Genomic DNA, 20,559 nt, shown 5'->3' with positions numbered 1-20,559 from the left:
TTTAATTAGTTTCTATGCTGATTGCAGGAACTTTATAATTATTGAATTTCTTATCAGGTTGTAGAATTCTGGCTCTTTTCAAAAGATCTTCCGCAATTAGAATCGATTCATTATGAACTTCGATATCATTCAGAAAAAATCTTGATTCTGATGTGAGATTCAATCTTTTTTTGGCTTCGGAAATAGTTACTTTTTCGAGGTTTAAAGGCTTTTTCATTATAATATTAATCAAACCATTTTTCACAAGATCATCGTATTGCTCGATTTGCGAAGACGGCGATTTGTAAACCTGAACACTTTGAATTTCCTCCGGATTGAAACTATGAAGCAAAACATTAGAAACAATCACATTATCAACAATATAAATTGGATTAGCTTCAGATTTTTGTGCAAAAGAAAATTGGTAGCAAAAGAAAACTGCGAAAGCAAGAATCAGCTTTTTCATAAAATTTTAATTTGAATAACTAAGTTAAGGATTTTAATTAGCATCGCCTTTTTCAATGCCTTCTTCGATTTTTTCATCCACTTCAGCTTCTTCGTCCTCAGAAATTTCAAGCTGATTTTTCGTGTCTTCATTTCTTATAACCAAAGAAATCCAAATCGGAAAATGGTCAGAATCAACAGATTTCATCACTTTCATATCGACTAATCGAAAATGCGGGCTTACGAAAAAATGATCAAGCGGCCAACGCAGAAACCAATATTTGACGTGAAAAGTATTGAACATTCCTCGTCCACGTCGCGGATCGAGCATTCCACTGGATTTTAGAAACAGCTTAGTCGTTCTGGACCAAGCGACATCATTCAGGTCTCCAAAAACAATGGCTGGTTTTCCAAATTCCTCTGCCTTTTCGCCAACCAAAAGAATTTCCGCATCACGTTCCGTACTTTCCGGATTTTCCTGAGGAACCGGCGGCGTTGGATGAATTCCGAATAATCTAACCGTTAGATCATTATATTCCAAATCCGCCACAATCGACGGAATATCATCATCAATCAAATAATTGACTTCGTAATTTTTAACCGGAAAATGGCTGTAAAAAAGAAGTCCATAAGTGTTGGCTAAAGGAACTTCGATTTTATATTCGTAATTTTTGGTAACGGATTTTAAGGCATTTCGCCATTCTTCATCAGTCTCCAAAAAAAATAAAACAGATGGATTTTCCTCTGTGACTAAATCAATTAATTTCTGATAATTCCGGTTATGCTGATAAACATTACAAACCAAAATGTCAAGAACTTTTTCGCCGGGATTTGGTTTAATTTTATCAATCATCGTTTTCCCAAAATCCGTGTATGGAAGAATGATGTAAAATAAATATCCAGCAGAAATTACTTCAGCAGTAAGAATTATATATTCGTAAATATTCGGATTTTCAAAAGTGAAAAACCAAGCGACAATAAGAATTAGAAGAATGATAAATTTCTGAAAACGAGGATAATCGAACACACGAAAAACCCAGTAATTATGTCGGATAACGGGAATTAGCATCGATAAAATCGCTAAAACGGATGTAATCCAATAAAGACAATTCGGGATGTTTTCCATTTTCGCTAATCTTTGATATTTTTTCCGAGAATAATAAGACTTCTTTTTTCGCCGTCGAGTTCAGCGATATTTTTGAGATTTCCCCATAATTCAAAACCAAATTTCTCAAACAAAGTCAAACTTGGAAGATTATGAGCGAAGATGAAAGCAAGAAGATTTTCGATTCCGAGATTTGGTGCTTTTTCGATACAAGATTCCAGAATCTGCTTCCCATAACCTTTTCCTCGCGAATCATCAGAAAGATAAATACTGATTTCAGCCGTTTTCTGATAAGCAGGTCTTCCGTAGAAATCCTGAAAACTAACCCAGCCAATGGTATTTTTATGAAAATCTTCAATCATCCAAAGCGGACGAAATTCAGAATTATGCTGATGAAACCAATCGAGTTTGCTCTCGATAGAAACAGGTTCCAAATCAGCGGTAACCAATCGAGATGCAACCGTAGAATTGTAAATTTCCACAATCTTAGGAAGGTCATCTAAAGTCGCATCACGAAAAGTCATTTTTTTAATTATTAATTGTTAATTATTAATTGCGTTGAAAGCTTGCTCCAAATCAGCAATCAAATCTTCCGCATCTTCAATTCCGACACTTAATCTCACCAAATCATCAGTGATTCCAAGAACCGCTCTTTTATCTTCAGGAATTGAAGCGTGCGTCATCATCGCAGGAAGATTGGCCAAAGATTCTACTCCACCCAAAGATTCTGCCAAAGTGAAAACGTTGATATTTTCCAAGAATTTAATCGCATCTTCTTTTTTGCCAGATTTGAAAGTGAAAGAAACCATTCCGCCAAATTCCGTCATTTGTCTAGTCGCCAAATCGTATTGCGGATGAGATGATAATCCAGGATAATAAATTTTTTCTACCAAAGAATGATTCTCAAGATATTTTGCAATCTGGAAACCGTTGTCGGAATGCCTTTGCATTCTAAGCGCCAAAGTTTTAATTCCTCTCAAAACCAAATAAGAATCGTGAGGCCCTAAAATCCCACCACTCGCAAACTGAATGAAATGTAATTTTTCTCCTAATTCTGCATCTTTAGCAATCAAAGCTCCTGCGATAACATCAGAATGTCCACCCAAATATTTCGTTGCAGAATGCATTACAATATCAGCACCCAAATCCAATGGTTTCTGAATATAAGGCGTTGCAAATGTATTATCAACAGCCACCAAAATATCTCTGCCTTTCACAGTATCCGCAACCATTTTGATATCCACTAATTTCATCAAAGGATTGGTCGGAGTTTCTAACCAAATTAATTTGGTTTTATCAGTAATAACATTTTCTAATTCTTCTACATTATCAAAACCGATGAATGTAAATTTCAGCTGATATTTCTCAAATAATCTTGTGAACATTCTGTAAGATCCACCATAAAGGTCGTCTACAGCAATCACTTCATCACCAGGATTTAATAACTTCAAAACACAATCAATCGCAGCCAAACCAGAACCGAAAGCCAAACCTCTCGCTCCATTTTCTATGCTTGCTAAAGAATCTTCTAACGCTTGTCTTGTAGGATTTGCACCTCTGGAATATTCGTAGCCAGAAAGCAATTGTCCAGGGCTTTTTTGGGCAAATGTTGATGTTAAAAATACAGGAACATTCACTGCTCCAGTTGCAGGCTCGTGGTGCTGCCCACCGTGTATAACTTTTGTATTGAATTTCATCTTGTTGATTTGTTAATTTGTTGATTTGTAAAATCGATGATTAGTTAATCTCCTAAATCATTTATCTAAATATATAAAGCGATTTTACAATTTTACGATTTACATTTTAATAGCGGACTTCACAGCAAATTCCTCAGCCATTTCTCCAATCCATTGTGCTACATCTTCTTCACTGGTTGCTCTTTCGTAAGTATGTCCGATGGAAACTAAGATTTGATGAAAAAACCTTTTCATTTCGTCAACAGGCATATCTTTTGTCCAAAGGTCGATTCTAAGAGCTTCCATAGCTTTGCTGTCCCAAACGGAAATCATTGCTGCTTTGGTTTCTTGTCTTTTGATTCCGCCGTCTTCGGCTTTCCAGAACATTTTTTCCGGAACGTGATTATCGTCCAATTCTACATCTATAACGATTTTTGTCTTTTTCATTGATTTTATTCTTAATATATTTAAGTTGTATTTATTCTAATTTTAAACGCAAAGTCCGCAATTTTTTTCACTTAATTGAAAATATTTTTAAGATACGCAAAGGCGCTTTGCTCAGCAAAACATTAAATTATTCAAAAAAACTCTAAAAGCTCTAGCATTCTCAAGCACCCCAACTTTATTTGGGTCTATAATCTGAACCGTTGAAGATTTCTGTTGCATTTTTCTTTAAAAATACTTGTAGTTTTTCTTCCGGATGAGCTTTCAGATAATGTTTACAAATTTGCCAGCCTGTCCAGATAGCAATTTGCGGAGAACTTTCTCTATCCACTTCTGTGTAGAATTTTGAAAACGGTCCAGGCGTAATAAATCTTTCAGAAAGATTTGGATCTGCGCTGAAGAGCAAATCGTTTTCTACAAAATAGTTCCAGATATTAGCTTCATTCGCAACCGCCCAATCGTATTGTTCTTTGGTATAATTGATTTTCAAATAATCAGGAACATTTGGTAAAAATGCGTCTTGAAGAATCTGAACTTTACCTTGATAAACCATCTGATCCAAAAACTTCTGCTGATCGATTGGAGCAGGAACTAATCTGGAAGCAAAAAACATAGAAATCTTAGGAACCAAATTTTCCGGATTCATTGATTTTTGAAAATAGAAATCAAGACCTTTATAATTCTTATTTCCATCTCCTAGAAAACCTGTAATATCAACAAAAAGCATATTTTGATCTTCTCTCAGAAATATTGGATCGGTAACATTTTGTGAATCAACAACCGATGAATATAGATAAATATGAGGCGGAACGAAGTTCGGAAAGTAATTCTTAATGTGTGAGAAAAGATCAACTAAATCATTGTTAAATTTAGTTTTATCAATTTTGGAAATAGCTTCTTTATAAACACGAACTTCCATTGTATCTTTTCTTCTATTCTCGTAATCTGCATCCGGAACAGAACCTTGAAACCAAGGATATTTCGCTTTGAAATCTTCCAAACTAACAGAAGAATTATAGAATTCCCCAGACAAATCTGTGACATCTACTTTTTTAACAGGATTTTTGATTTCAACATTCCATTGGTTTTCATTTTCTTTTTTGCAAGAACTTAATCCAAAAACTAAAACTGCAGAAATCGTGATATATCGGAAAAACTTCATTATTTTTACATTGAGATTTTCGAAAAGCAAAAATACATTTTAATAGATGAAGCTCCCAATATTTACAGAAAGATTAACACTAAGGAAAATAACAATAGACGACATCGATAACATCTTTCAATTAGACAGTAATCCAGATGTTATGAAATATGTTGGAGTTCCGCCTGTAAAATTAAAGGAAGAATCTGCTAAAATGATTGAAAACATTATCAATCAATACAAAAATAACGGAACTGGAAGGTTGGCTGTTATTGAAAAGGAAAGCAATCAATTTATCGGCTGGTGCGGAATCAAACTTTTGACAGAAGAAGTGAACAGTTTTAAAAATGTATATGAATTAGGTTATCGTTTTCTTCCCGAATTCTGGGGAAAAGGTTACGCTACGGAATCTGCTTTAGCTTCTTTAGATTTAGGTTTCAATCAACTAAATGCTGATAAAATTTATGCTTATGCTGATATCGGAAATGAATCTTCCAATCACATTCTTACAAAATTAGGTTTTGAAAACAAAGGAACTTTTCTTGATAAAGGTGATATTTGTAATTGGTACGAATTAGAAAAAAATAATAGAAAATAAAAATAATGCAGACACAAAAAGTAATAGATCATATCGTAAACTGGCTAAAAGATTATGCAACCAAAGCTAACTCAAAAGGATTTGTTGTAGGCGTTTCCGGAGGAATTGATTCTGCTGTGGTTTCAGTTTTGGCAGCAAAAACAGGACTTCAAACTTTAGTTTTGGAAATGCCGATTCGTCAAAAAGCTGACCAAGTAGATAGAGCTCAAGATCATATTGATTTTCTGAAAGCCAATTTCCCAAATGTTGAAGGTTTCCGGGTTGATCTTACGCCTACTTTTGAAAGTTTTGAAAAAACAACAGAAGGTTACAAAGACGATTCGCCCAATAAAAACCTTGCTGAAGCCAATACGAGATCGAGATTGAGAATGGTAACACTTTATTATTATGGACAGATCAATGGACTTTTGGTGACTGGAACAGGAAATAAAGTTGAAGATTTTGGCGTTGGATTTTTTACGAAATATGGCGATGGTGGCGTGGATATCTCTCCTATTGCTGATCTTTATAAAACTCAGGTTTATGAGATTGCAAAGGAATTGGGAATTCTTGAAAGTATCCAAGTAGCAAAACCAACAGACGGACTTTGGGAAGTTGAAAGGACGGATGAAGATCAAATTGGAGCGACTTATCCAGAATTGGAATGGGCTATGGAACAACAACTTGCTGGAAAAACAGAAGCAGATTTTGAAGGAAGACAAAAAGAAGTAATGACAATTTATCTGAGATTCAACAGAGCGACGCAACATAAAATGAATCCGATTCCGGTTTGTGAGATTCCATTGGAATTGAAATAAGCTTTAATTAAAAAAAATATTAATATGAAACTTAGAAATCTACTTGCTGTATCAGTTGGTTTAGCATTTTCATCGCTGGTTTATTCTCAGGAAACTAAAACCGAAGAAGTTCCTGTTTCTGCTCCGGTGGAAGTGATTGATAGACTTAATATTCCGGGACCTCTAACCTTTCGTGAGAGTGAATATTTTTTAACTTGGAGCAAGCAAAACTCTCCGACTTGGGCGCAACAGCAATATCTTATGAGAGATGATGATTTCAAAAATTATAAGGAACTCATTAATATTTCATATTTCGATAAGGAAATTGACATAGAAACGGCTGTCAAACAAAAAGTAGAATATGTTGAAAAAAGAAAAGAAAGAACTCAGGACAAATATTCTTTTGTTAGCGTAACAGAAAGCCCTGACGGCAAGGAAATCATTGTAGATTACCTCGTAACCGTTGTTCCACAAGAAGGCGAATCTTACGCTGAATATAACATTGACAGATTTAAAAATTTTGATTCTAATGGTAAAAAATCATTCTTGATTTTTTCTTATTCTAAAAGAGTCGCTGGCGATTTGAAATACTCAAGCAAAGCTTTGTCCAAAGAAAGGAACAGATTAATGGAAGCCATTATCACAACTGCAATTCCAACTGTAACTTACAAACCAACTGCAGTAGAAACAAAGAAATAATTGGTATTAGAAGTTTGATTCAAGATGTTAGAAGTTAGAAATGATGATGAATTTTACATCCGCAGGTGTATCGAATTAGCCGAAAAAGCTTTAGGAAAGACTTATCCAAATCCTTTAGTTGGTTCGGTTATCGTCTATAGTGATAGAATTATTGGCGAAGGTTTTCACAAAAAAGCTGGCGAACCACACGCAGAAATCAATGCGATTAACTCTATAAAAGAGGAAGACAAACATTTGATTCCGGAATCAACAATTTATGTTTCTTTGGAACCTTGTGCGCACTTTGGAAAAACGCCACCTTGCGCTCTTAAAATCAAAGAATTGAGGTTCAAAAAAGTGGTCATTGGTGCAATGGACAGTCACGATAAAGTGAATGGTAAAGGCAAAAAAATCATTACCGAAGCAGGAATTGAAGTTGTTTCCAGCATTTTAGAACCAGAATGCAGACAACTCAACAAACGATTTTTTACATATCACGAGAGAAAAAGACCTTTTATTATCCTAAAATGGGCGCAATCTGCAGATGGTTTTATGGATAAAGATTTCAAGCCTTATCAAATTAGTAATGCTTTATCTAAGCAGTTTGTTCATCAAATGAGAAGCGAAGAACACGCTATTTTGGTTGGAAAAAACACAGCTCTTCACGACAATCCAAGTTTGACGGTAAGAGAGTTTGAAGGAAGAAATCCGATTAGAATTTTAATCGATTTCAATCTCGAAGTTTCTGAAAAGTCTAATATTTATAATGATGAGGCAGAAACAATTATTTTTAATTCGGTTAAAAATCTTGAAGATAAAAATCTGAAATTCTTTAAAATAGAAAGGGAAAATTCACTTAATAAGATTTTAGAAAAATTGTATGAATTACAAATTCAGTCCGTGATTATTGAAGGTGGAAGATTTACATTGCAGGAATTCATCAATCAAAATCTTTGGGATGAAGCATTGATTTTCAAAAATCCAAATCTGAATTTAGAGAACGGAACCAAAGCTCCGGAATTCAATTTCAATCCTCAAAAAAAAGAAAAACTAAGAGATACAGAAGTTTTATTTTTCGTTAACGAAAGTCTTAACTAATATCAGAATTACAGCTCAGAAAAAATCCGTAAATTCGCATCTTTAATCACTCTATGAAAAATCTGAGCGCATCTACAAAAGGTTTGATTTTTTCTTTGTTGGCAATGGGATTTGCTTTTGCGATTTACTTTTTGTTTTTGGCAAAACCAAATTATTATTTGGTGGACAATCCTACGCCGGAAACTTATTATTTCAAAGTCAATAACGGCGAAGAAAAGGTTTTATCTGCCGGACAATATCTGAAAGTTGACCTTAATAAAGGAAAAAACAAGATTCAGGTTTTTGATCAAAACAAACAAATGCTTTACGATTCTGCCTTCACAGTGAACAAAGTAAGAGGCCTTCTGAATATTACACACAAAGATTATTACATCAACAATCAATACTATGGTTACGGCTTGAACAAAGATTCTTTGATGGCTACAAAACCCGGATTAGAGATTGATAAGAAGCTTTATCTTGGCGATGTTAAGAAAATAAACAAGCTATATTCTGAAGACTTTTATTATAATCTGGACGAAGATTATGATCGCGTTATCAAAAACGTCGCAAAAATTGAAAGTAGATCAAAAGTTTTTAGAAAGCAGGATTTTATCAATTATTACAACAACTATTACAAATTTTGATTCTTCAGTTTAAGTAACTGTTTATCAATTATCATTTATCAACAATAAAATGGAACACAACAACGTAACACCATATAACTCCGAAAATAGCAAGAAAAGTCAAGTAGAAGATATGTTTGACAACATTGCGCCAAAATATGATCTTTTGAATCACGTTTTATCCATGAAAATTGATGTGCTTTGGAGAAATAAGTTGGTAAATATGCTGAAAAAAGACCAACCACAATTGGTTTTGGATGTAGCGACGGGAACAGGAGATTTAGCCATTACAGTACAGAAAGGAACTAATGCTAATGTTGTTGGTTTGGATCTTTCTCAACAAATGCTGAACGTGGGAATCGAGAAAATCAAGAAACAAAATCTTGACAGCAAAATCACGATGCAGAAAGGCGATGCAGAACAACTTCCGTTTGAAGACAATAAATTCGATGGCGTAACCGTTGCATTTGGAGTAAGAAATTTTGAAAATCTGGAAAAAGGATTATCAGAATTGAGAAGAGTGGTGAAAGAGAACAAAAGTATTTATATCTTAGAATTCTCAAAAGTAGAAGGATTTTTAGGCCCATTTTATATGTTTTATTTTAAGAATATATTACCGGCAATAGGACGTTTGGTTTCCAAAGACAACAGAGCTTACACCTATCTTCCAGATTCTGTAAACGCTTTTCCTTTTGGAGAAAAAATGAAAACCATTCTTCTGAACACAGGTTTCAAAAAAGTAGAATACACAAAATTAAGTTTAGGAATAGCCACCATTTATAAAGCTACAAAATAGGATGAAGCAAAGATTAATCAAAATTTTATCAATATCTGCTATAATATTTGGCAGTAACCTTCAGTCGCAGACTTACAACAATCTTTTCAGAACAAAAGACAGACAAGAAAACAGAGAAGGTATGGATTTGGAAAAATTCAGTTATGGATTTTATCTGGCTGGTAATAATTTTGATTACAAAATGGTTCTCAATCCAAGATATGGGATGGATGGCAACAGAAATCTTGTAGAATCCAAATCTACTTACAGCTTCGGTGCCGGATTAATTGGTAAAATGAGGCTTAATTATTATTTAGATCTTCGTATAGAGCCAGGCTTACATTTTGTACAAAGAGATTTGACCTTCAATACGTTTGACAAAGTCAATGAAGCATTTCCAGGAGGCTTTACATTACCGGATGGAAGTATTACTCCCAATATTACCACTCCAACTGATGTAGATCAGAAAAGAATGGTAAAATCAACTTATGTAGATGTTCCGATTTTGCTGGAAATCCACGGTGACCGTTGGTACAACTCGCGTCCATACGCCGCTGTTGGAGTTAATTATTTGATGAATCTTCAGTCCAACGAAACTTCCGAAGGTGACAACAGCGTAAATACCTTCCGTACAACCACACACAATTTCGGTTGGTCTGCAGAGATTGGGATTCAGTTGTATTTCAGTCGATTTAAATTAACACCAGCAATCCGAGGAACTTTCTTCACCAATAACGAGTTGGTACAAGACAACGCAACCACACCGCCGTATTGGACACCAGCCATTTCCACAATACAAACCAGAGCATTTATGTTTGTTCTGAAATTCGAATAAAATCTACAAAGCTTTCTCTATAGGAAGCTTTTATGGGCGTGCCCTTTTGTCCCGACTGCATCGGGACAAGCAGGTCGGTCTACAGGCAGTCGCTTCCGCCAAAGGCGGAGAGCTCCAACAATGCCTTCCGCCCTCACGCAGCTGCGCCTAATAGAAAATAAGGTTACCAAAAGGATAAACCTCAGAAACTATTTATTTTCCTAAACATTTTATGTCCAACTTTAAATCCTTAAAAATCAAACACAAACCCATTCATTTTCACAAAAGCGCAATAAGGTGTTAATTCATCATTAATTTTTACTATTTTTGTAAAAGTTAGAATTTAATTCTGGTCATGTTAAGCGAATTAGAAAACAACTTTTCTGTTTTAGAGAAAAAGATTCAGAACCTTTACAAAAAGTTCAGGACTCTTTCAGAGAAACACGCAGAAACGGCTGAGGAGCTACAAAAAGTGAAGGAAGAATATGCCGAGGAAAAACGCAGAAACCAGATATTAGCAGAAGAAAATAAAGAATTAAAACTCTACTCAGCAATATCCGGAAACGCAGAACACAACCGACTGATGAAAAATCACATCAACAGATTGGTAAAAGAAATAGATATGTGCGTTTCTGAATTACAAAACAGCGGTTTATAACAATGGATTTCAGAAGAATAACGATCAATATAGCCGGAAGAAATTATCCGTTGAACGTGCCTGCTGCAGAAGAAGAAACCTTGCGCAAAGTAGGGAAACAGATAGAAAGTATGATCAAGGATTTTGAAGCGAGTTTCGATGTAAGAGATAAACAGGATGCTCTTGCGATGTGCGCTTTGAAACTGGGAACCAATGCAGAAGTATATTCTTTAAACAACGAGAAAAATATTAAAAATACAAACGAGCGTGTTGCCAAAATCAATACACTCTTAGAGCAATTGGAAAAATAATTTTTTCTATTACAAGCTGCCTACAATAGTTCTAACACAAAGAAGTAAACTCAACAATTAAAAATTACCGGACGAAAGTTCATTCGATGGCGTGCTGCCTTGCGCAGATTACAAAGAGTGAAAATCAGTTCAAATCGTGTTTTTATGGAGTTTACTCTATAACTGAACTGTTGTAGGTTTTTTTATGTTCCGTCGGAAGTCAGAAGCTGGATGACGGAAGTTTATTAAATTGGAAAAAAGTGTCTGTGGGAACAAAAATTATCCAACTTCAGACGTCTGACTTCCATCAATTAGAGAGACAATTAAACTCAATATATATATATAAATTTTATGGACACAATTACCATTATTATCGGTGTCGTTGCCCTTATCATCGGAGCAGTTGCAGGACTTTTCTTCGGAAAAAGTTCTCTCAATTCAAAAGCTCAATACGTTGTAGAAGATGCTAAGAAAACAGCCGAAAACATTATAGAAAAAGCCAATGTACAGGCAGAAGCGGTAAAAAAAGAAAAACATCTGCAAGCCAAGGAAAAATTTCTGGAACTGAAGTCGGAGCACGACGCCAACATCAACAACAGAGAGAAAAAAATGCAGGAAGCTGAAAAGCGTACCAAAGACAAAGAAAACAAACTGAATGACGAGCTTAGCAAAGCTGGAAAATTAGAAAAAGACTTAGAAAGACAAGTTGCAGATTACAACAAAAAACTGGAAGTTGTTCAGAAAAAACAACACGATCTAGATGTTGCAATAGCGCAAAAAGTAGAAATGCTTGAGAAAATCTCCAACTACTCTGCTGAAGAAGCTAAGAACGAATTGGTAGAATCTTTGAGAGCTGAAGCTAAAACAAAAGCTCAAGCCCACGTTCAAAGTATTATGGAGGAAGCTCAACTTAATGCAAAAAATGAGGCTAGAAAAATCGTTATCCAAACCATCCAAAGAATCGGAACGGAGCAGGCGGTAGAGAATTCGGTTTCTGTTTTTAATATTGAATCTGATGAGATCAAAGGTAGAATCATTGGTAGAGAAGGTAGAAATATCCGTGCTTTGGAAGCTGCAACAGGTGTAGAAATCATTGTAGATGATACTCCGGAAGCGATTCTTCTTTCATGCTTTGATCCTGTGAGAAGAGAGATTGCAAGATTGTCTCTACACAGATTGGTGACGGATGGTAGAATCCACCCGGCTAGAATCGAAGAAGTAGTTGAGAAGACAAGAAAACATATCGAGGAAGAAATCATTGAAGTTGGTAAGAGAACCATCATCGATCTTGGAATCCACGGTCTTCACCCAGAGTTGGTGAAAGTAGTTGGTAGAATGAAGTTCCGTTCTTCTTACGGTCAGAACTTACTACAACACTCCAGAGAAGTTGCAAACATTGCGGCGACAATGGCTGCTGAATTAGGATTGAATGTTAAGCTAGCTAAAAGAGCTGGTCTATTACACGATATCGGGAAAGTTCCTGAACAAGAATCAGAATTGCCACACGCACTTCTTGGGATGCAATGGGCAGAGAAGTATGGTGAAAATGCCGAAGTAATCAACGCCATCGGTGCTCACCACGACGAAATCGAAATGACCTCTCTCCTATCTCCAATTATCCAAGTTGCTGATGCTATTTCCGGAGCAAGACCTGGTGCAAGAAGACAAGTTCTAGAATCTTACATCCAAAGATTGAAAGACCTAGAAGCTGCAGCTTTGAGTTTCGAAGGTGTTTCAAGCGCTTATGCCATCCAAGCTGGTAGAGAACTGAGAGTTATGGTAGAAAGCGGGAAAGTAAATGACGAGAACGCTTACCAATTATCTTATGACATCTCTGAAAAAATCCAGAATGAGTTGACCTATCCTGGGCAAGTAAGAGTTACTGTTATTAGAGAAACCAGAGCTGTGAATATTGCTAGATAATCCACTCTTTAAAATTATAAAAAGGCTTCCAAATTTGGAAGCCTTTTGTTTTGGTAAAAATTAGTCAGTTCCTTTTTACAAAATTTCATTATAATTTGAGAGGATCAGGAAGTTTTTCTTGTAATAAATCTGATGAAAACTCAATTGAATCTATTTCTTTAAATTTTTTATATCGCAAACTTTCAAACATTTCGAAAATAAAACTTTGTTTTTCATTTAAACTAAAGCTATAAAATCTATATCTATCTTCTGAATTATTAAAATTATATTTTATTTGGTACGCTTGTTCATCTGGAATAGACTTAAAAGCTACTTTTTATCCTTTGAAAAATTAGTTGTAACTAAAGCTTGATATTCCATAAAATCAATTTTATAACTTCATTTATAAAATTTATATTTTCCACTGTGTTTATAATAATTATCTGAATCGACATTCATAACTTCTTTACATAAATAAAAATAGTTATCAGACATTATCTTTATTCAGAATCTACTCTGACTTGGATCCATTGCCCTACCACTTGTAAGTTCCAGATATTGTAGATCCTCTTTGGAACATGAGGCAATAAAACTTAAAAACAAAAATGCAATTATAAATTTTGATTTTATGTCTTTATCCATTTAAGTTACTCCACCCCCACAGAATCATCTCCTCTTCCATCCGCTACAGCGTGGATATTTTGATTTTCATCAACTAGAATTATTTCTGTCTTTCCAATTTGTTTGATTTTCTCGAATTTATACTTCTTTTTCTCAAGAGTTTTGATGGTTGTTTCTGGGAAATTGTACTCTATTTTCACAACTTCTGGCAACCATTGGTGGTGAAACTTAGGTGTGTTGATAGAGAAATTAGCATTCTGTTTAAAATCAATCACGCCAACAATCGCCTGAAAAACCGAAGTTGGGATTGTAGTTCCTCCAGGCGTTCCAACCACCATTTTTACTTTTCCATCCTTTAGAACTATCGTAGGTGTCATAGATGAAAGCATTCTTTTCCCAGGTTCTATCTTGTTGGCTTCTCCCCCAACTGCACCAAACATATTGGGAACACCAGGTTTTATAGAAAAGTCATCCATCTCATTATTCAAGAAAAATCCAGCTCCTGAAACTACTGTTTTGCTTCCGTAATAACCGTTTAGTGTTGTGGTGATAGAAACGGCATTTCCCATCTTATCCAAAATAGAAATGTGCGTAGTCTGCATACTTTCTTTTGGTTGATTGATAATGGTTCCTACGTCTTTGCTCGGTGTTGCCTGATTGGGATTATAAGACTGCCATCTTTTTCTAAGATACACATCCGAGGTTAACATTTCAGTTTTGTCTGCTGTAAAATCTGGGTCTCCCATATACTCTGCCCTGTCGGCATACGCTCTTCTCTCAGCTTCCACCATAATTTGAACCGCTTCAGCCGAATTCTGCTGGTATTTTGAAAGATCTTCATAAGAAGCCATTTTCAACATCTGAGCCAGCAAAGTTCCACCACTGGAAGGCATTGGCATAGATACAATTTCGTTTCCTTTGTAATCAAAAGACAACGCTTTTCTGTCTTTGGTTTTATAATTTTTAAGGTCTTTTGCCTGAATAATTCCGTTTCCGAGTTTCATTTCGGCAAGAATTAACTCTGCGGTTTTTCCTTCATAAAATTCTTTTTCTCCAGATTTTTGGATTCTTCTTAAAGTCTCTGCCAACTCAGGTTGAATTAATAAATCTCCAGCTTTCCAGCCTTTATCATTGATAAAAACGATTTTATTTTTGTTATGCTTTTTAAAATCTTCCTGATGACGGTTGAGAAGATCTGCTTCCTGCTCTGTAATTGCAAAACCTTTTTGTGCCAAATCTATCGCAGGTTCTATTAGTTTTGAAAATGGAAGTTTGGCATATTTCAAAGTTTCAAACATCCCAGAGATACTTCCAGGAACGCCAACGGCTAATCTTCCATATTGAGACAAATCTGTATTGGCATTTCCTTTTTTATCCCAATACATATCGAAACTAGCTTTGGAAGGTGCTGTCTCACGATAATCTAAAGCTAGCTTTTTTCCATCAGATGTTACTGCAACCATAAATCCGCCTCCTCCAATATTACCAGCCTGAGGATAAACAACCGCCAACGCCAGTTGTGTTGCAATGGCAGCATCAAAGGCATTACCACCTTCTTTCATAATCTTTGAGCCAGCTTCACTCGCGAGTGGATGTGCGGAGACAACAACGCCTTTGTTTTTAACCTTAACTTCTTTGATGAGATTGAAGTCTGTGTATTGTGCAGAAACGGTTACTGATAAGAGTAAACTTGCGTATAGTATTTTTTTCATATTGATATTTTAATCGATAATTATTTGAAGTTGGTCTAATAATCCAGCGAGGTTATCTTTTGCGAATCTAGTCTTCTTGAGTTGATTTTTATTGGGATCGATGGAATAATTAATGGCATTCTTAAGATTTGCGTTATCCAAAATTGTTCGATCAAAAACAGAATTAGCCAGATTAGAATCATCGAAAAAGGCACCGGAAAGATTGGTTTCTGTAAAATCTGCTTCTTTCAGACTGCAGTTTTTGAAAATCGTCTTCCGAATATCTAACTGATAAAAAGAAGAATGATCCAGAATACAATCTTCAAACCTAAAAGATATATTGAACGAATGTGCATCTTCAAAATTGAGTCCCATCATTTTACAATTCTTGAAAACGACATCTCTAAAAGCAGTCTGTCGAATCTTTGCATTACTAAGATCGCAATCTTTGAAATCGCAATTAGAAAATTTGAAATCCGATAAATCATACTTAGAAAAATCGATGCCTATGAAATTGCATTCTTCATAATCTCCTTTCTGAATCTGTTCGGATTTATAGCCTTTGGAAGAAAAAATTTTCCCCGCTTCATATATCATTTTAACTCATTTTAAAAACAGATAAATTTACAGAATTTATGATGAAGCCGAAATTCTCAGGTAGAAAATTCTGAAAAAGATTAATAGAAAAATTCGAATAAAATAAAACCTCAATTCAAAAATTGAGGTTTGTTTATATTATCTATGTCCTCTCGGACCACCTTTGTGATGTTTATTTGGTTTAGGATGTTTTCCCATTTTGTAGTGTTTATTTTTACCACGGTTGAAAATCCCTGGGTGAACAACTCTTGCGTATTTGTATTTTGGTGATTTGTAATGATTTTTATAACTTTTTTTATGATAACCTTTACCATTGTAATGCTTTACAACCAATGGAGGAGAGTGATTAACTCTATATCTTGCATACTGATTATAATGAACTTTATGTCTTTTGTAAGGATAACGATCAACTAATACAACTTTGTGCGTTCTGTATAAATCGACGTGGCGGAATCTCACAGGTAAAACTGGCGAAAAAATCCATCTGCTTCCAGAAGAGTAATAATAGCCGCGTTTTGGAACATTATAATAAAGATCATACTCTGGCAGATAATAGGATTCTACATAATTGTAGCCGGAAGGTCCCCATTTTGGCTGGCTGTTGATATTAATATTGACATTAACCTGTGCATCAAAAAGACTCGTAGTAAAAACTGTAGTTATTAATACGATCAAAAACATTAATCTTTTCATATTTCATATTTTAAAAAACATTAGGTTTCAACAAAGATGATACCACAAAAAATTGAATGAGAATTGTTTCTTTCCTTTTAAATATATTAAGATTTTGAAATCGTTTTAAAAACAGATAAATTTACACGACTATTTCGGGCATTCTGAAAGTTGAAAATGGAAAAATTGAAAAAAATATTAATTATTACCTATTACTGGCCACCTGCTGGCGGACCTGGCGTACAGCGTTGGCTGAAGTTTGCCAAATATCTCCCTGAATTTGGTTATGAACCAATCATTTACACGCCTGAAAACCCAAGCTATCCTTTGGTAGATGAGACTTTGGTAAAAGAAGTTCCAGAGAATCTGAAGATTGTAAAAACCAACATTTGGGAGCCTTATCAGATTGCTGAGAAATTCAGTAAAAGTAATAAGAAGTTCAAGGGTGGACAGTTTGATGTTGGGAAGAATCAGTCTTTTATCTCTAAGCTTTCCATTTTTATAAGAGGAAATTTTTTCATTCCAGATGCTAGAAAATTTTGGGTAAAACCTTCTATTCAGTTTTTGAAAAAATATTTGGTTGAAAATCATATTGAAACAATCGTTACAACTGGTCCACCACACAGTTTGCATTTGATTGGATTGGGTTTGAAAAAAGAATTGCCAAATCTGAAATGGATTACTGATTTCCGTGATCCATGGACAGAAATATCTTATTATAAACATTTGAAATTAACCTCAGGTTCTGACAAAAAACATAGACAGCTTGAAAAATCAGTTTTTGAAAATGCTGATTTGACGCTGGCGACAAGTTACACCGATACTGATAATTTCAGAAAAAATGGAGCTAATGCTTTTTGTGTGACGAATGGATTTGACAAGTTGGAGAGTTTGGGAGATAGTGAGTCTGAGAGTTGGAGCGTTGGAGGATTGGAGAGTTGGAGTGTTGAAGAATCTGAAACTCTAGAATTCTCAAACTCTAAAACCCTTAAAACAAAATTCAATTTGAGTTATGTTGGGGTTTTGGAACAATTGAGGAATCCGGAAAATCTTTGGAAAGCTCTGACTGAATTATCCGAAAAACATCCAGATTTTGCTAAAGATTTTGAATTGAAGTTTGTGGGAAGAGTTGATGAAAAAATTCTGAATGATATTAAGAATTCGGTTTTGAGAGATAATATTAGAAATCTTGGTTATTTGCCACACAATAATTCTTTTAATGAGATGCAAAACTCCGACTTGCTTTTGATTACTAATTTCCCGAACGAAAGCTCTAAAGGTATTATTCCTGGAAAGTTATTTGAATATTTGGCGACTGGGAAAAAGATTATTTCGTTCGGACCAAAAGATGCAGATGTGGAAAAGATTCTCGATAAAACCAATGCTGGAAAACATTTTGATTATGCTAATAATGTGGAAATCCAAAATTTTATTTACTCTCTTTATGAGGATTGGAAAGCTGGAAAATCCATTCAAAATTCTGCTAATATTAATGAGTTCAGTAGAAAAGAATTGACAAGACAATTGGCTGAACTGTTGACAAAACTGGATTAATTGTTGACTGGTTCTATCCTGCGCAGCGCGTGAGCGCTGGTAACGGCTATCCTTTTTTTTTGATTGGGCAATGGCAATGGCAAAAAAAAGATAATAGTGGACAGCGCGGTCCCAGCTTCGGCTGATGTGTTGGAAAGGACACGCTCTAAATTTTTTCTTTAAAACTATGAGATGGCATACATTTTTCTTGTAACTTTAAGAATCAAATATTAATCAAAAAATTATATCATGGGAAATAAGACAAATGGTCTTTTGGCATTGTTAGGATTGGGAGCTTTGGCTTGGTGGAAATACAAAAAAGCTTCTCCAGAAGATCAGCAAAAGGTAAAAGATACGATCAATACAGCAAAAGATAACCTGACTAAATTCGGGAATGACTTGAAAGATAAAGCTAATCAGACTGTAGATCAAGTAAAATCAAAAGCCGAAGAGTTGAAAAATGATGCACAACAAGCTGCAGAATAACAATAAAAAAGCCGTTTCAATTGAAACGGCTTTTTTTATTTATTTAGTGATAAGCTTTTGCTTCTTCGTTTTGATTTTTGGAAGGCAAATTCATCAGAACAATTGCGAAGAGTATCAGGGCTATTCCCAGCCATTGGATTAAAATGACTTCTTCATTCAGTAACATAAATGCCATTGTTACAGAAACCGGAAGTTCTAATGATGAGATGATACTTCCTAATCCTAAACCTGCATTCGGAAATCCTAGATTGAATAAAATCGGCGGAATGATGGTTCCAAACAGAGCCAAAATAAAACCGTAAGTCCAGAAAATTGAATAATCAAATGGTCTGATATGTTGTGTATTCTCTGTAAAATTGAGGTAAAAAGATCTAAGTCCGTCAAAATACATTGGTCCTATCTGAGCAAAGAACAGGAATAACAATACAATAACACAACCACCCCAAAGCATTGTAAAACTTTTTCTTAAAACCGGCAAATGTGTCGCTAAAGTATTGGATGTGAACATCGTCATTGTAAAAGATGCTGCAGCTAATAATCCCCAAAAGATTCCGTGCCAATCGATTTTGACATTCAGATTAATCAAATTAGTTGCTAATACAGTTCCTAATAAAACAATGATTGTAGCAACGACTTTTCTGGCATTCGGAAACTTTTTTGTAATGAAACTTTCCACAACTACACTGAACCAAACCGACTGCATCAACAATACAATCGCAATAGAAACATTGATATACTGAACAGCAATATAGTAGAATAAACTTGTGCAACCAAGTGAAGTTCCTGCCAGCATCAACATTCTGATTTCTTTTTTGCTGGGTGCAGATAATGGTTTTTTGGAGGTTTTGGTTTGAATGACATTCAGAATCAACAATCCAATAATTCCAAGTATAAATTGTGCCGTTGTAACTTCTGAAGTTGTGAAACCATCGTTATACGACATTTTCACGAATGTAGCCAGCATCCCATAGATACTCGCGCCAATACCAACAAATAGAACACCTTTTAAAATATTTTTCTTTTCCATAGTTTTTTAGACAGCCGGCGAATTTACGATTTTATATTTATTCTCGCTAAGAACTTAAATAAATATGTTCATCAATACAATCAATGATTTAAATAAAAAAACGCTTCGGGATCCGAAACGCTTTCTTTTTATTTTAGTCTTTTATTAACTTAGTTTGTTTATAGCTTCCGTCTTTGTTCTCAATTGTAAGAATATAGATTCCTTTTTTAAGTTCAGAAAGTCTGATTTCTTTTGAAGCTACTGCAACAGTTTTGATATTTCTTCCTGAAACATCAGCAATTGATACGGATTTTACAGCATCAGCATTATCCAAATAGATTATATCTTTGAAAGGATTTGGATAAACTGGAATTTCTTTTTTAGCAATATCAGAAGTTGCTAAGAATGGGGATTGCGTTAATTTGAAGTCATCTAAAATAACATTATACTCACCCGATGTCCATTGTCCGGAAACTCTGAATTTGAAATTGGCTCCCGATGGCACTACATTTTGTGGAATAGATCCAGACCAAGTAGTACAAGCAATTAAAGAATTGAGATTAATAGTAGTACCTAAAGCAGTATAATTTTGACCACCGTCAATAGAATATTCTGCTTTCAGTGTTCCATTCACAGAACCTCCAGAATAGATATGAGTTTTGTAAGCGAAGGAAATATCAATTTTGCCACCGTTAGATAAAGTAGAAGAATAGGTTGTTGAGCCTGCAATCCCGCCGCTCCAGAAGTTTCTTGTCAAACCGTAAGTTCCTGTACAAGGCGTAAGAACTTTGCTTGGAAAAAAGCTGACATTTGTAAAACCAGTTGGCGTAGATCCACTTTCAAAACCTTCATTCAAACTGATTTGAGCGGATGAAAAAGCTACTGTGATGAAGCTTATAGATAATAGAATTTTTTTCATAGGTTATTATATTAGATATTATATTTTTTTTGCTAAAAAAGCCACCTAAAAAAGGTGGCTTATTATTTTAAA

Annotated in this window: 23 protein-coding genes; 12 read left to right on the top strand and 11 right to left on the bottom strand. The window is 34.9% G+C overall.

What is annotated here, in order from left to right; genetic code table 11:
* Window position 1: 1 nt before the first annotated feature.
* From V7P73_RS05290 to gldB, 6 genes are all read right to left on the bottom strand, one after another.
* Window positions 2–445 (bottom strand): hypothetical protein, encoded by a 444-nt coding sequence (locus V7P73_RS05290; protein WP_333851889.1) that lies wholly within the window; start codon window positions 443–445, stop codon window positions 2–4.
* Between the two features lie 33 nt (window positions 446–478).
* Window positions 479–1,549, bottom strand: coding sequence for an endonuclease/exonuclease/phosphatase family protein (locus V7P73_RS05285; protein ID WP_333851888.1), 1,071 nt, complete (start codon window positions 1,547–1,549; stop codon window positions 479–481).
* Between the two features lie 5 nt (window positions 1,550–1,554).
* Window positions 1,555–2,052, bottom strand: a complete 498-nt coding sequence (locus V7P73_RS05280) for a GNAT family N-acetyltransferase (protein WP_333851887.1) — start codon at window positions 2,050–2,052, stop codon at window positions 1,555–1,557.
* Window positions 2,053–2,070: 18 nt separating this feature from the next.
* Window positions 2,071–3,225, bottom strand: coding sequence for a cystathionine gamma-synthase (locus V7P73_RS05275; protein WP_333851886.1), 1,155 nt, complete (start codon window positions 3,223–3,225; stop codon window positions 2,071–2,073).
* A gap of 99 nt (window positions 3,226–3,324) precedes the next feature.
* On the bottom strand, window positions 3,325–3,651 hold the full coding sequence (gene gldC, locus V7P73_RS05270) for a gliding motility protein GldC (RefSeq protein ID WP_089768268.1): 327 nt from the start codon (window positions 3,649–3,651) through the stop codon (window positions 3,325–3,327).
* A 175-nt stretch (window positions 3,652–3,826) separates the two neighbouring features.
* Window positions 3,827–4,810, bottom strand: coding sequence for a gliding motility lipoprotein GldB (gene gldB, locus V7P73_RS05265; protein WP_333851885.1), 984 nt, complete (start codon window positions 4,808–4,810; stop codon window positions 3,827–3,829).
* Between the two features lie 46 nt (window positions 4,811–4,856).
* Between gldB and V7P73_RS05260 the strand changes: the two genes are divergently transcribed.
* From V7P73_RS05260 to rny, 10 genes are all read left to right on the top strand, one after another.
* Window positions 4,857–5,387, top strand: a complete 531-nt coding sequence (locus tag V7P73_RS05260; RefSeq protein WP_333851884.1) for a GNAT family N-acetyltransferase — start codon at window positions 4,857–4,859, stop codon at window positions 5,385–5,387.
* Window positions 5,388–5,392: 5 nt separating this feature from the next.
* Window positions 5,393–6,184, top strand: coding sequence for an NAD(+) synthase (gene nadE, locus V7P73_RS05255; RefSeq protein WP_333851883.1), 792 nt, complete (start codon window positions 5,393–5,395; stop codon window positions 6,182–6,184).
* A gap of 24 nt (window positions 6,185–6,208) precedes the next feature.
* Window positions 6,209–6,862 carry a hypothetical protein gene (locus V7P73_RS05250; protein WP_333851882.1) on the top strand — a complete coding sequence of 218 codons (654 nt, stop codon included), beginning with the start codon at window positions 6,209–6,211 and terminating at the stop codon, window positions 6,860–6,862.
* 24 nt (window positions 6,863–6,886) lie between these two features.
* Entirely contained in the window at window positions 6,887–7,939 is a 1,053-nt protein-coding gene (gene ribD / locus V7P73_RS05245) for a bifunctional diaminohydroxyphosphoribosylaminopyrimidine deaminase/5-amino-6-(5-phosphoribosylamino)uracil reductase RibD (RefSeq protein WP_333851881.1), read from the top strand.
* 53 nt (window positions 7,940–7,992) lie between these two features.
* Window positions 7,993–8,565 (top strand): hypothetical protein, encoded by a 573-nt coding sequence (locus tag V7P73_RS05240; RefSeq protein WP_333851880.1) that lies wholly within the window; start codon window positions 7,993–7,995, stop codon window positions 8,563–8,565.
* A gap of 49 nt (window positions 8,566–8,614) precedes the next feature.
* On the top strand, window positions 8,615–9,340 hold the full coding sequence (gene ubiE, locus V7P73_RS05235; RefSeq protein ID WP_333851879.1) for a bifunctional demethylmenaquinone methyltransferase/2-methoxy-6-polyprenyl-1,4-benzoquinol methylase UbiE: 726 nt from the start codon (window positions 8,615–8,617) through the stop codon (window positions 9,338–9,340).
* Window position 9,341: 1 nt separating this feature from the next.
* Window positions 9,342–10,154 (top strand): type IX secretion/gliding motility protein PorT/SprT, encoded by an 813-nt coding sequence (gene porT, locus V7P73_RS05230; protein WP_333851878.1) that lies wholly within the window; start codon window positions 9,342–9,344, stop codon window positions 10,152–10,154.
* Between the two features lie 334 nt (window positions 10,155–10,488).
* Entirely contained in the window at window positions 10,489–10,791 is a 303-nt protein-coding gene (locus V7P73_RS05225) for a hypothetical protein (protein WP_074233423.1), read from the top strand.
* 2 nt (window positions 10,792–10,793) lie between these two features.
* Window positions 10,794–11,081, top strand: coding sequence for a cell division protein ZapA (locus V7P73_RS05220; protein WP_248877526.1), 288 nt, complete (start codon window positions 10,794–10,796; stop codon window positions 11,079–11,081).
* Between the two features lie 330 nt (window positions 11,082–11,411).
* A complete protein-coding gene (rny, locus tag V7P73_RS05215) occupies window positions 11,412–12,983 on the top strand; it encodes a ribonuclease Y (protein WP_333851877.1) in 1,572 nt (523 codons plus the stop codon).
* A gap of 626 nt (window positions 12,984–13,609) precedes the next feature.
* Here rny and ggt read toward each other — a convergent pair.
* The 3 genes from ggt to V7P73_RS05200 form a co-directional block, all read right to left on the bottom strand.
* Window positions 13,610–15,295, bottom strand: coding sequence for a gamma-glutamyltransferase (ggt, locus tag V7P73_RS05210; protein ID WP_333851876.1), 1,686 nt, complete (start codon window positions 15,293–15,295; stop codon window positions 13,610–13,612).
* 9 nt (window positions 15,296–15,304) lie between these two features.
* A complete protein-coding gene (locus V7P73_RS05205; protein ID WP_333851875.1) occupies window positions 15,305–15,871 on the bottom strand; it encodes a pentapeptide repeat-containing protein in 567 nt (188 codons plus the stop codon).
* A gap of 138 nt (window positions 15,872–16,009) precedes the next feature.
* On the bottom strand, window positions 16,010–16,564 hold the full coding sequence (locus V7P73_RS05200; RefSeq protein ID WP_333851874.1) for a hypothetical protein: 555 nt from the start codon (window positions 16,562–16,564) through the stop codon (window positions 16,010–16,012).
* A gap of 156 nt (window positions 16,565–16,720) precedes the next feature.
* Between V7P73_RS05200 and V7P73_RS05195 the strand changes: the two genes are divergently transcribed.
* Together V7P73_RS05195 and V7P73_RS05190 are read left to right on the top strand one after the other, a co-directional pair.
* Window positions 16,721–18,097, top strand: a complete 1,377-nt coding sequence (locus V7P73_RS05195) for a glycosyl transferase family 1 (RefSeq protein WP_333851873.1) — start codon at window positions 16,721–16,723, stop codon at window positions 18,095–18,097.
* Window positions 18,098–18,325: 228 nt separating this feature from the next.
* Window positions 18,326–18,562 (top strand): YtxH domain-containing protein, encoded by a 237-nt coding sequence (locus V7P73_RS05190; protein WP_333851872.1) that lies wholly within the window; start codon window positions 18,326–18,328, stop codon window positions 18,560–18,562.
* Window positions 18,563–18,605: 43 nt separating this feature from the next.
* Here V7P73_RS05190 and V7P73_RS05185 read toward each other — a convergent pair whose 3' ends face one another.
* Window positions 18,606–19,589 carry an EamA family transporter gene (locus tag V7P73_RS05185; RefSeq protein WP_333851871.1) on the bottom strand — a complete coding sequence of 328 codons (984 nt, stop codon included), beginning with the start codon at window positions 19,587–19,589 and terminating at the stop codon, window positions 18,606–18,608.
* Between the two features lie 133 nt (window positions 19,590–19,722).
* On the bottom strand, window positions 19,723–20,487 hold the full coding sequence (locus V7P73_RS05180; RefSeq protein WP_333851870.1) for a T9SS type A sorting domain-containing protein: 765 nt from the start codon (window positions 20,485–20,487) through the stop codon (window positions 19,723–19,725).
* Window positions 20,488–20,559: the final 72 nt, after the last annotated feature.

Source organism: Epilithonimonas sp. (assembly GCF_036780765.1).
Classification (GTDB): Bacteria; Bacteroidota; Bacteroidia; order Flavobacteriales; family Weeksellaceae; genus Epilithonimonas.
The sequence above is the reverse complement of the archived record's forward strand: the minus strand, read 5'-3'. Positions and strand labels throughout refer to the sequence as shown.

Bases quoted from the DNA above. Each gene is read 5' to 3' on its own strand.
- V7P73_RS05290 (WP_333851889.1), bottom strand. From the start codon at position 445: ATGAAAAAGCTGATTCTTGCTTTCGCAGTTTTCTTTTGCTACCAATTT.
- V7P73_RS05285 (WP_333851888.1), bottom strand. From the start codon at position 1,549: ATGGAAAACATCCCGAATTGTCTTTATTGGATTACATCCGTTTTAGCG.
- V7P73_RS05280 (WP_333851887.1), bottom strand. From the start codon at position 2,052: ATGACTTTTCGTGATGCGACTTTAGATGACCTTCCTAAGATTGTGGAA.
- V7P73_RS05275 (WP_333851886.1), bottom strand. From the start codon at position 3,225: ATGAAATTCAATACAAAAGTTATACACGGTGGGCAGCACCACGAGCCT.
- gldC (WP_089768268.1), bottom strand. From the start codon at position 3,651: ATGAAAAAGACAAAAATCGTTATAGATGTAGAATTGGACGATAATCAC.
- gldB (WP_333851885.1), bottom strand. From the start codon at position 4,810: ATGAAGTTTTTCCGATATATCACGATTTCTGCAGTTTTAGTTTTTGGA.
- V7P73_RS05260 (WP_333851884.1), top strand. From the start codon at position 4,857: ATGAAGCTCCCAATATTTACAGAAAGATTAACACTAAGGAAAATAACA.
- nadE (WP_333851883.1), top strand. From the start codon at position 5,393: ATGCAGACACAAAAAGTAATAGATCATATCGTAAACTGGCTAAAAGAT.
- V7P73_RS05250 (WP_333851882.1), top strand. From the start codon at position 6,209: ATGAAACTTAGAAATCTACTTGCTGTATCAGTTGGTTTAGCATTTTCA.
- ribD (WP_333851881.1), top strand. From the start codon at position 6,887: ATGTTAGAAGTTAGAAATGATGATGAATTTTACATCCGCAGGTGTATC.
- V7P73_RS05240 (WP_333851880.1), top strand. From the start codon at position 7,993: ATGAAAAATCTGAGCGCATCTACAAAAGGTTTGATTTTTTCTTTGTTG.
- ubiE (WP_333851879.1), top strand. From the start codon at position 8,615: ATGGAACACAACAACGTAACACCATATAACTCCGAAAATAGCAAGAAA.
- porT (WP_333851878.1), top strand. From the start codon at position 9,342: ATGAAGCAAAGATTAATCAAAATTTTATCAATATCTGCTATAATATTT.
- V7P73_RS05225 (WP_074233423.1), top strand. From the start codon at position 10,489: ATGTTAAGCGAATTAGAAAACAACTTTTCTGTTTTAGAGAAAAAGATT.
- V7P73_RS05220 (WP_248877526.1), top strand. From the start codon at position 10,794: ATGGATTTCAGAAGAATAACGATCAATATAGCCGGAAGAAATTATCCG.
- rny (WP_333851877.1), top strand. From the start codon at position 11,412: ATGGACACAATTACCATTATTATCGGTGTCGTTGCCCTTATCATCGGA.
- ggt (WP_333851876.1), bottom strand. From the start codon at position 15,295: ATGAAAAAAATACTATACGCAAGTTTACTCTTATCAGTAACCGTTTCT.
- V7P73_RS05205 (WP_333851875.1), bottom strand. From the start codon at position 15,871: ATGATATATGAAGCGGGGAAAATTTTTTCTTCCAAAGGCTATAAATCC.
- V7P73_RS05200 (WP_333851874.1), bottom strand. From the start codon at position 16,564: ATGAAAAGATTAATGTTTTTGATCGTATTAATAACTACAGTTTTTACT.
- V7P73_RS05195 (WP_333851873.1), top strand. From the start codon at position 16,721: ATGGAAAAATTGAAAAAAATATTAATTATTACCTATTACTGGCCACCT.
- V7P73_RS05190 (WP_333851872.1), top strand. From the start codon at position 18,326: ATGGGAAATAAGACAAATGGTCTTTTGGCATTGTTAGGATTGGGAGCT.
- V7P73_RS05185 (WP_333851871.1), bottom strand. From the start codon at position 19,589: ATGGAAAAGAAAAATATTTTAAAAGGTGTTCTATTTGTTGGTATTGGC.
- V7P73_RS05180 (WP_333851870.1), bottom strand. From the start codon at position 20,487: ATGAAAAAAATTCTATTATCTATAAGCTTCATCACAGTAGCTTTTTCA.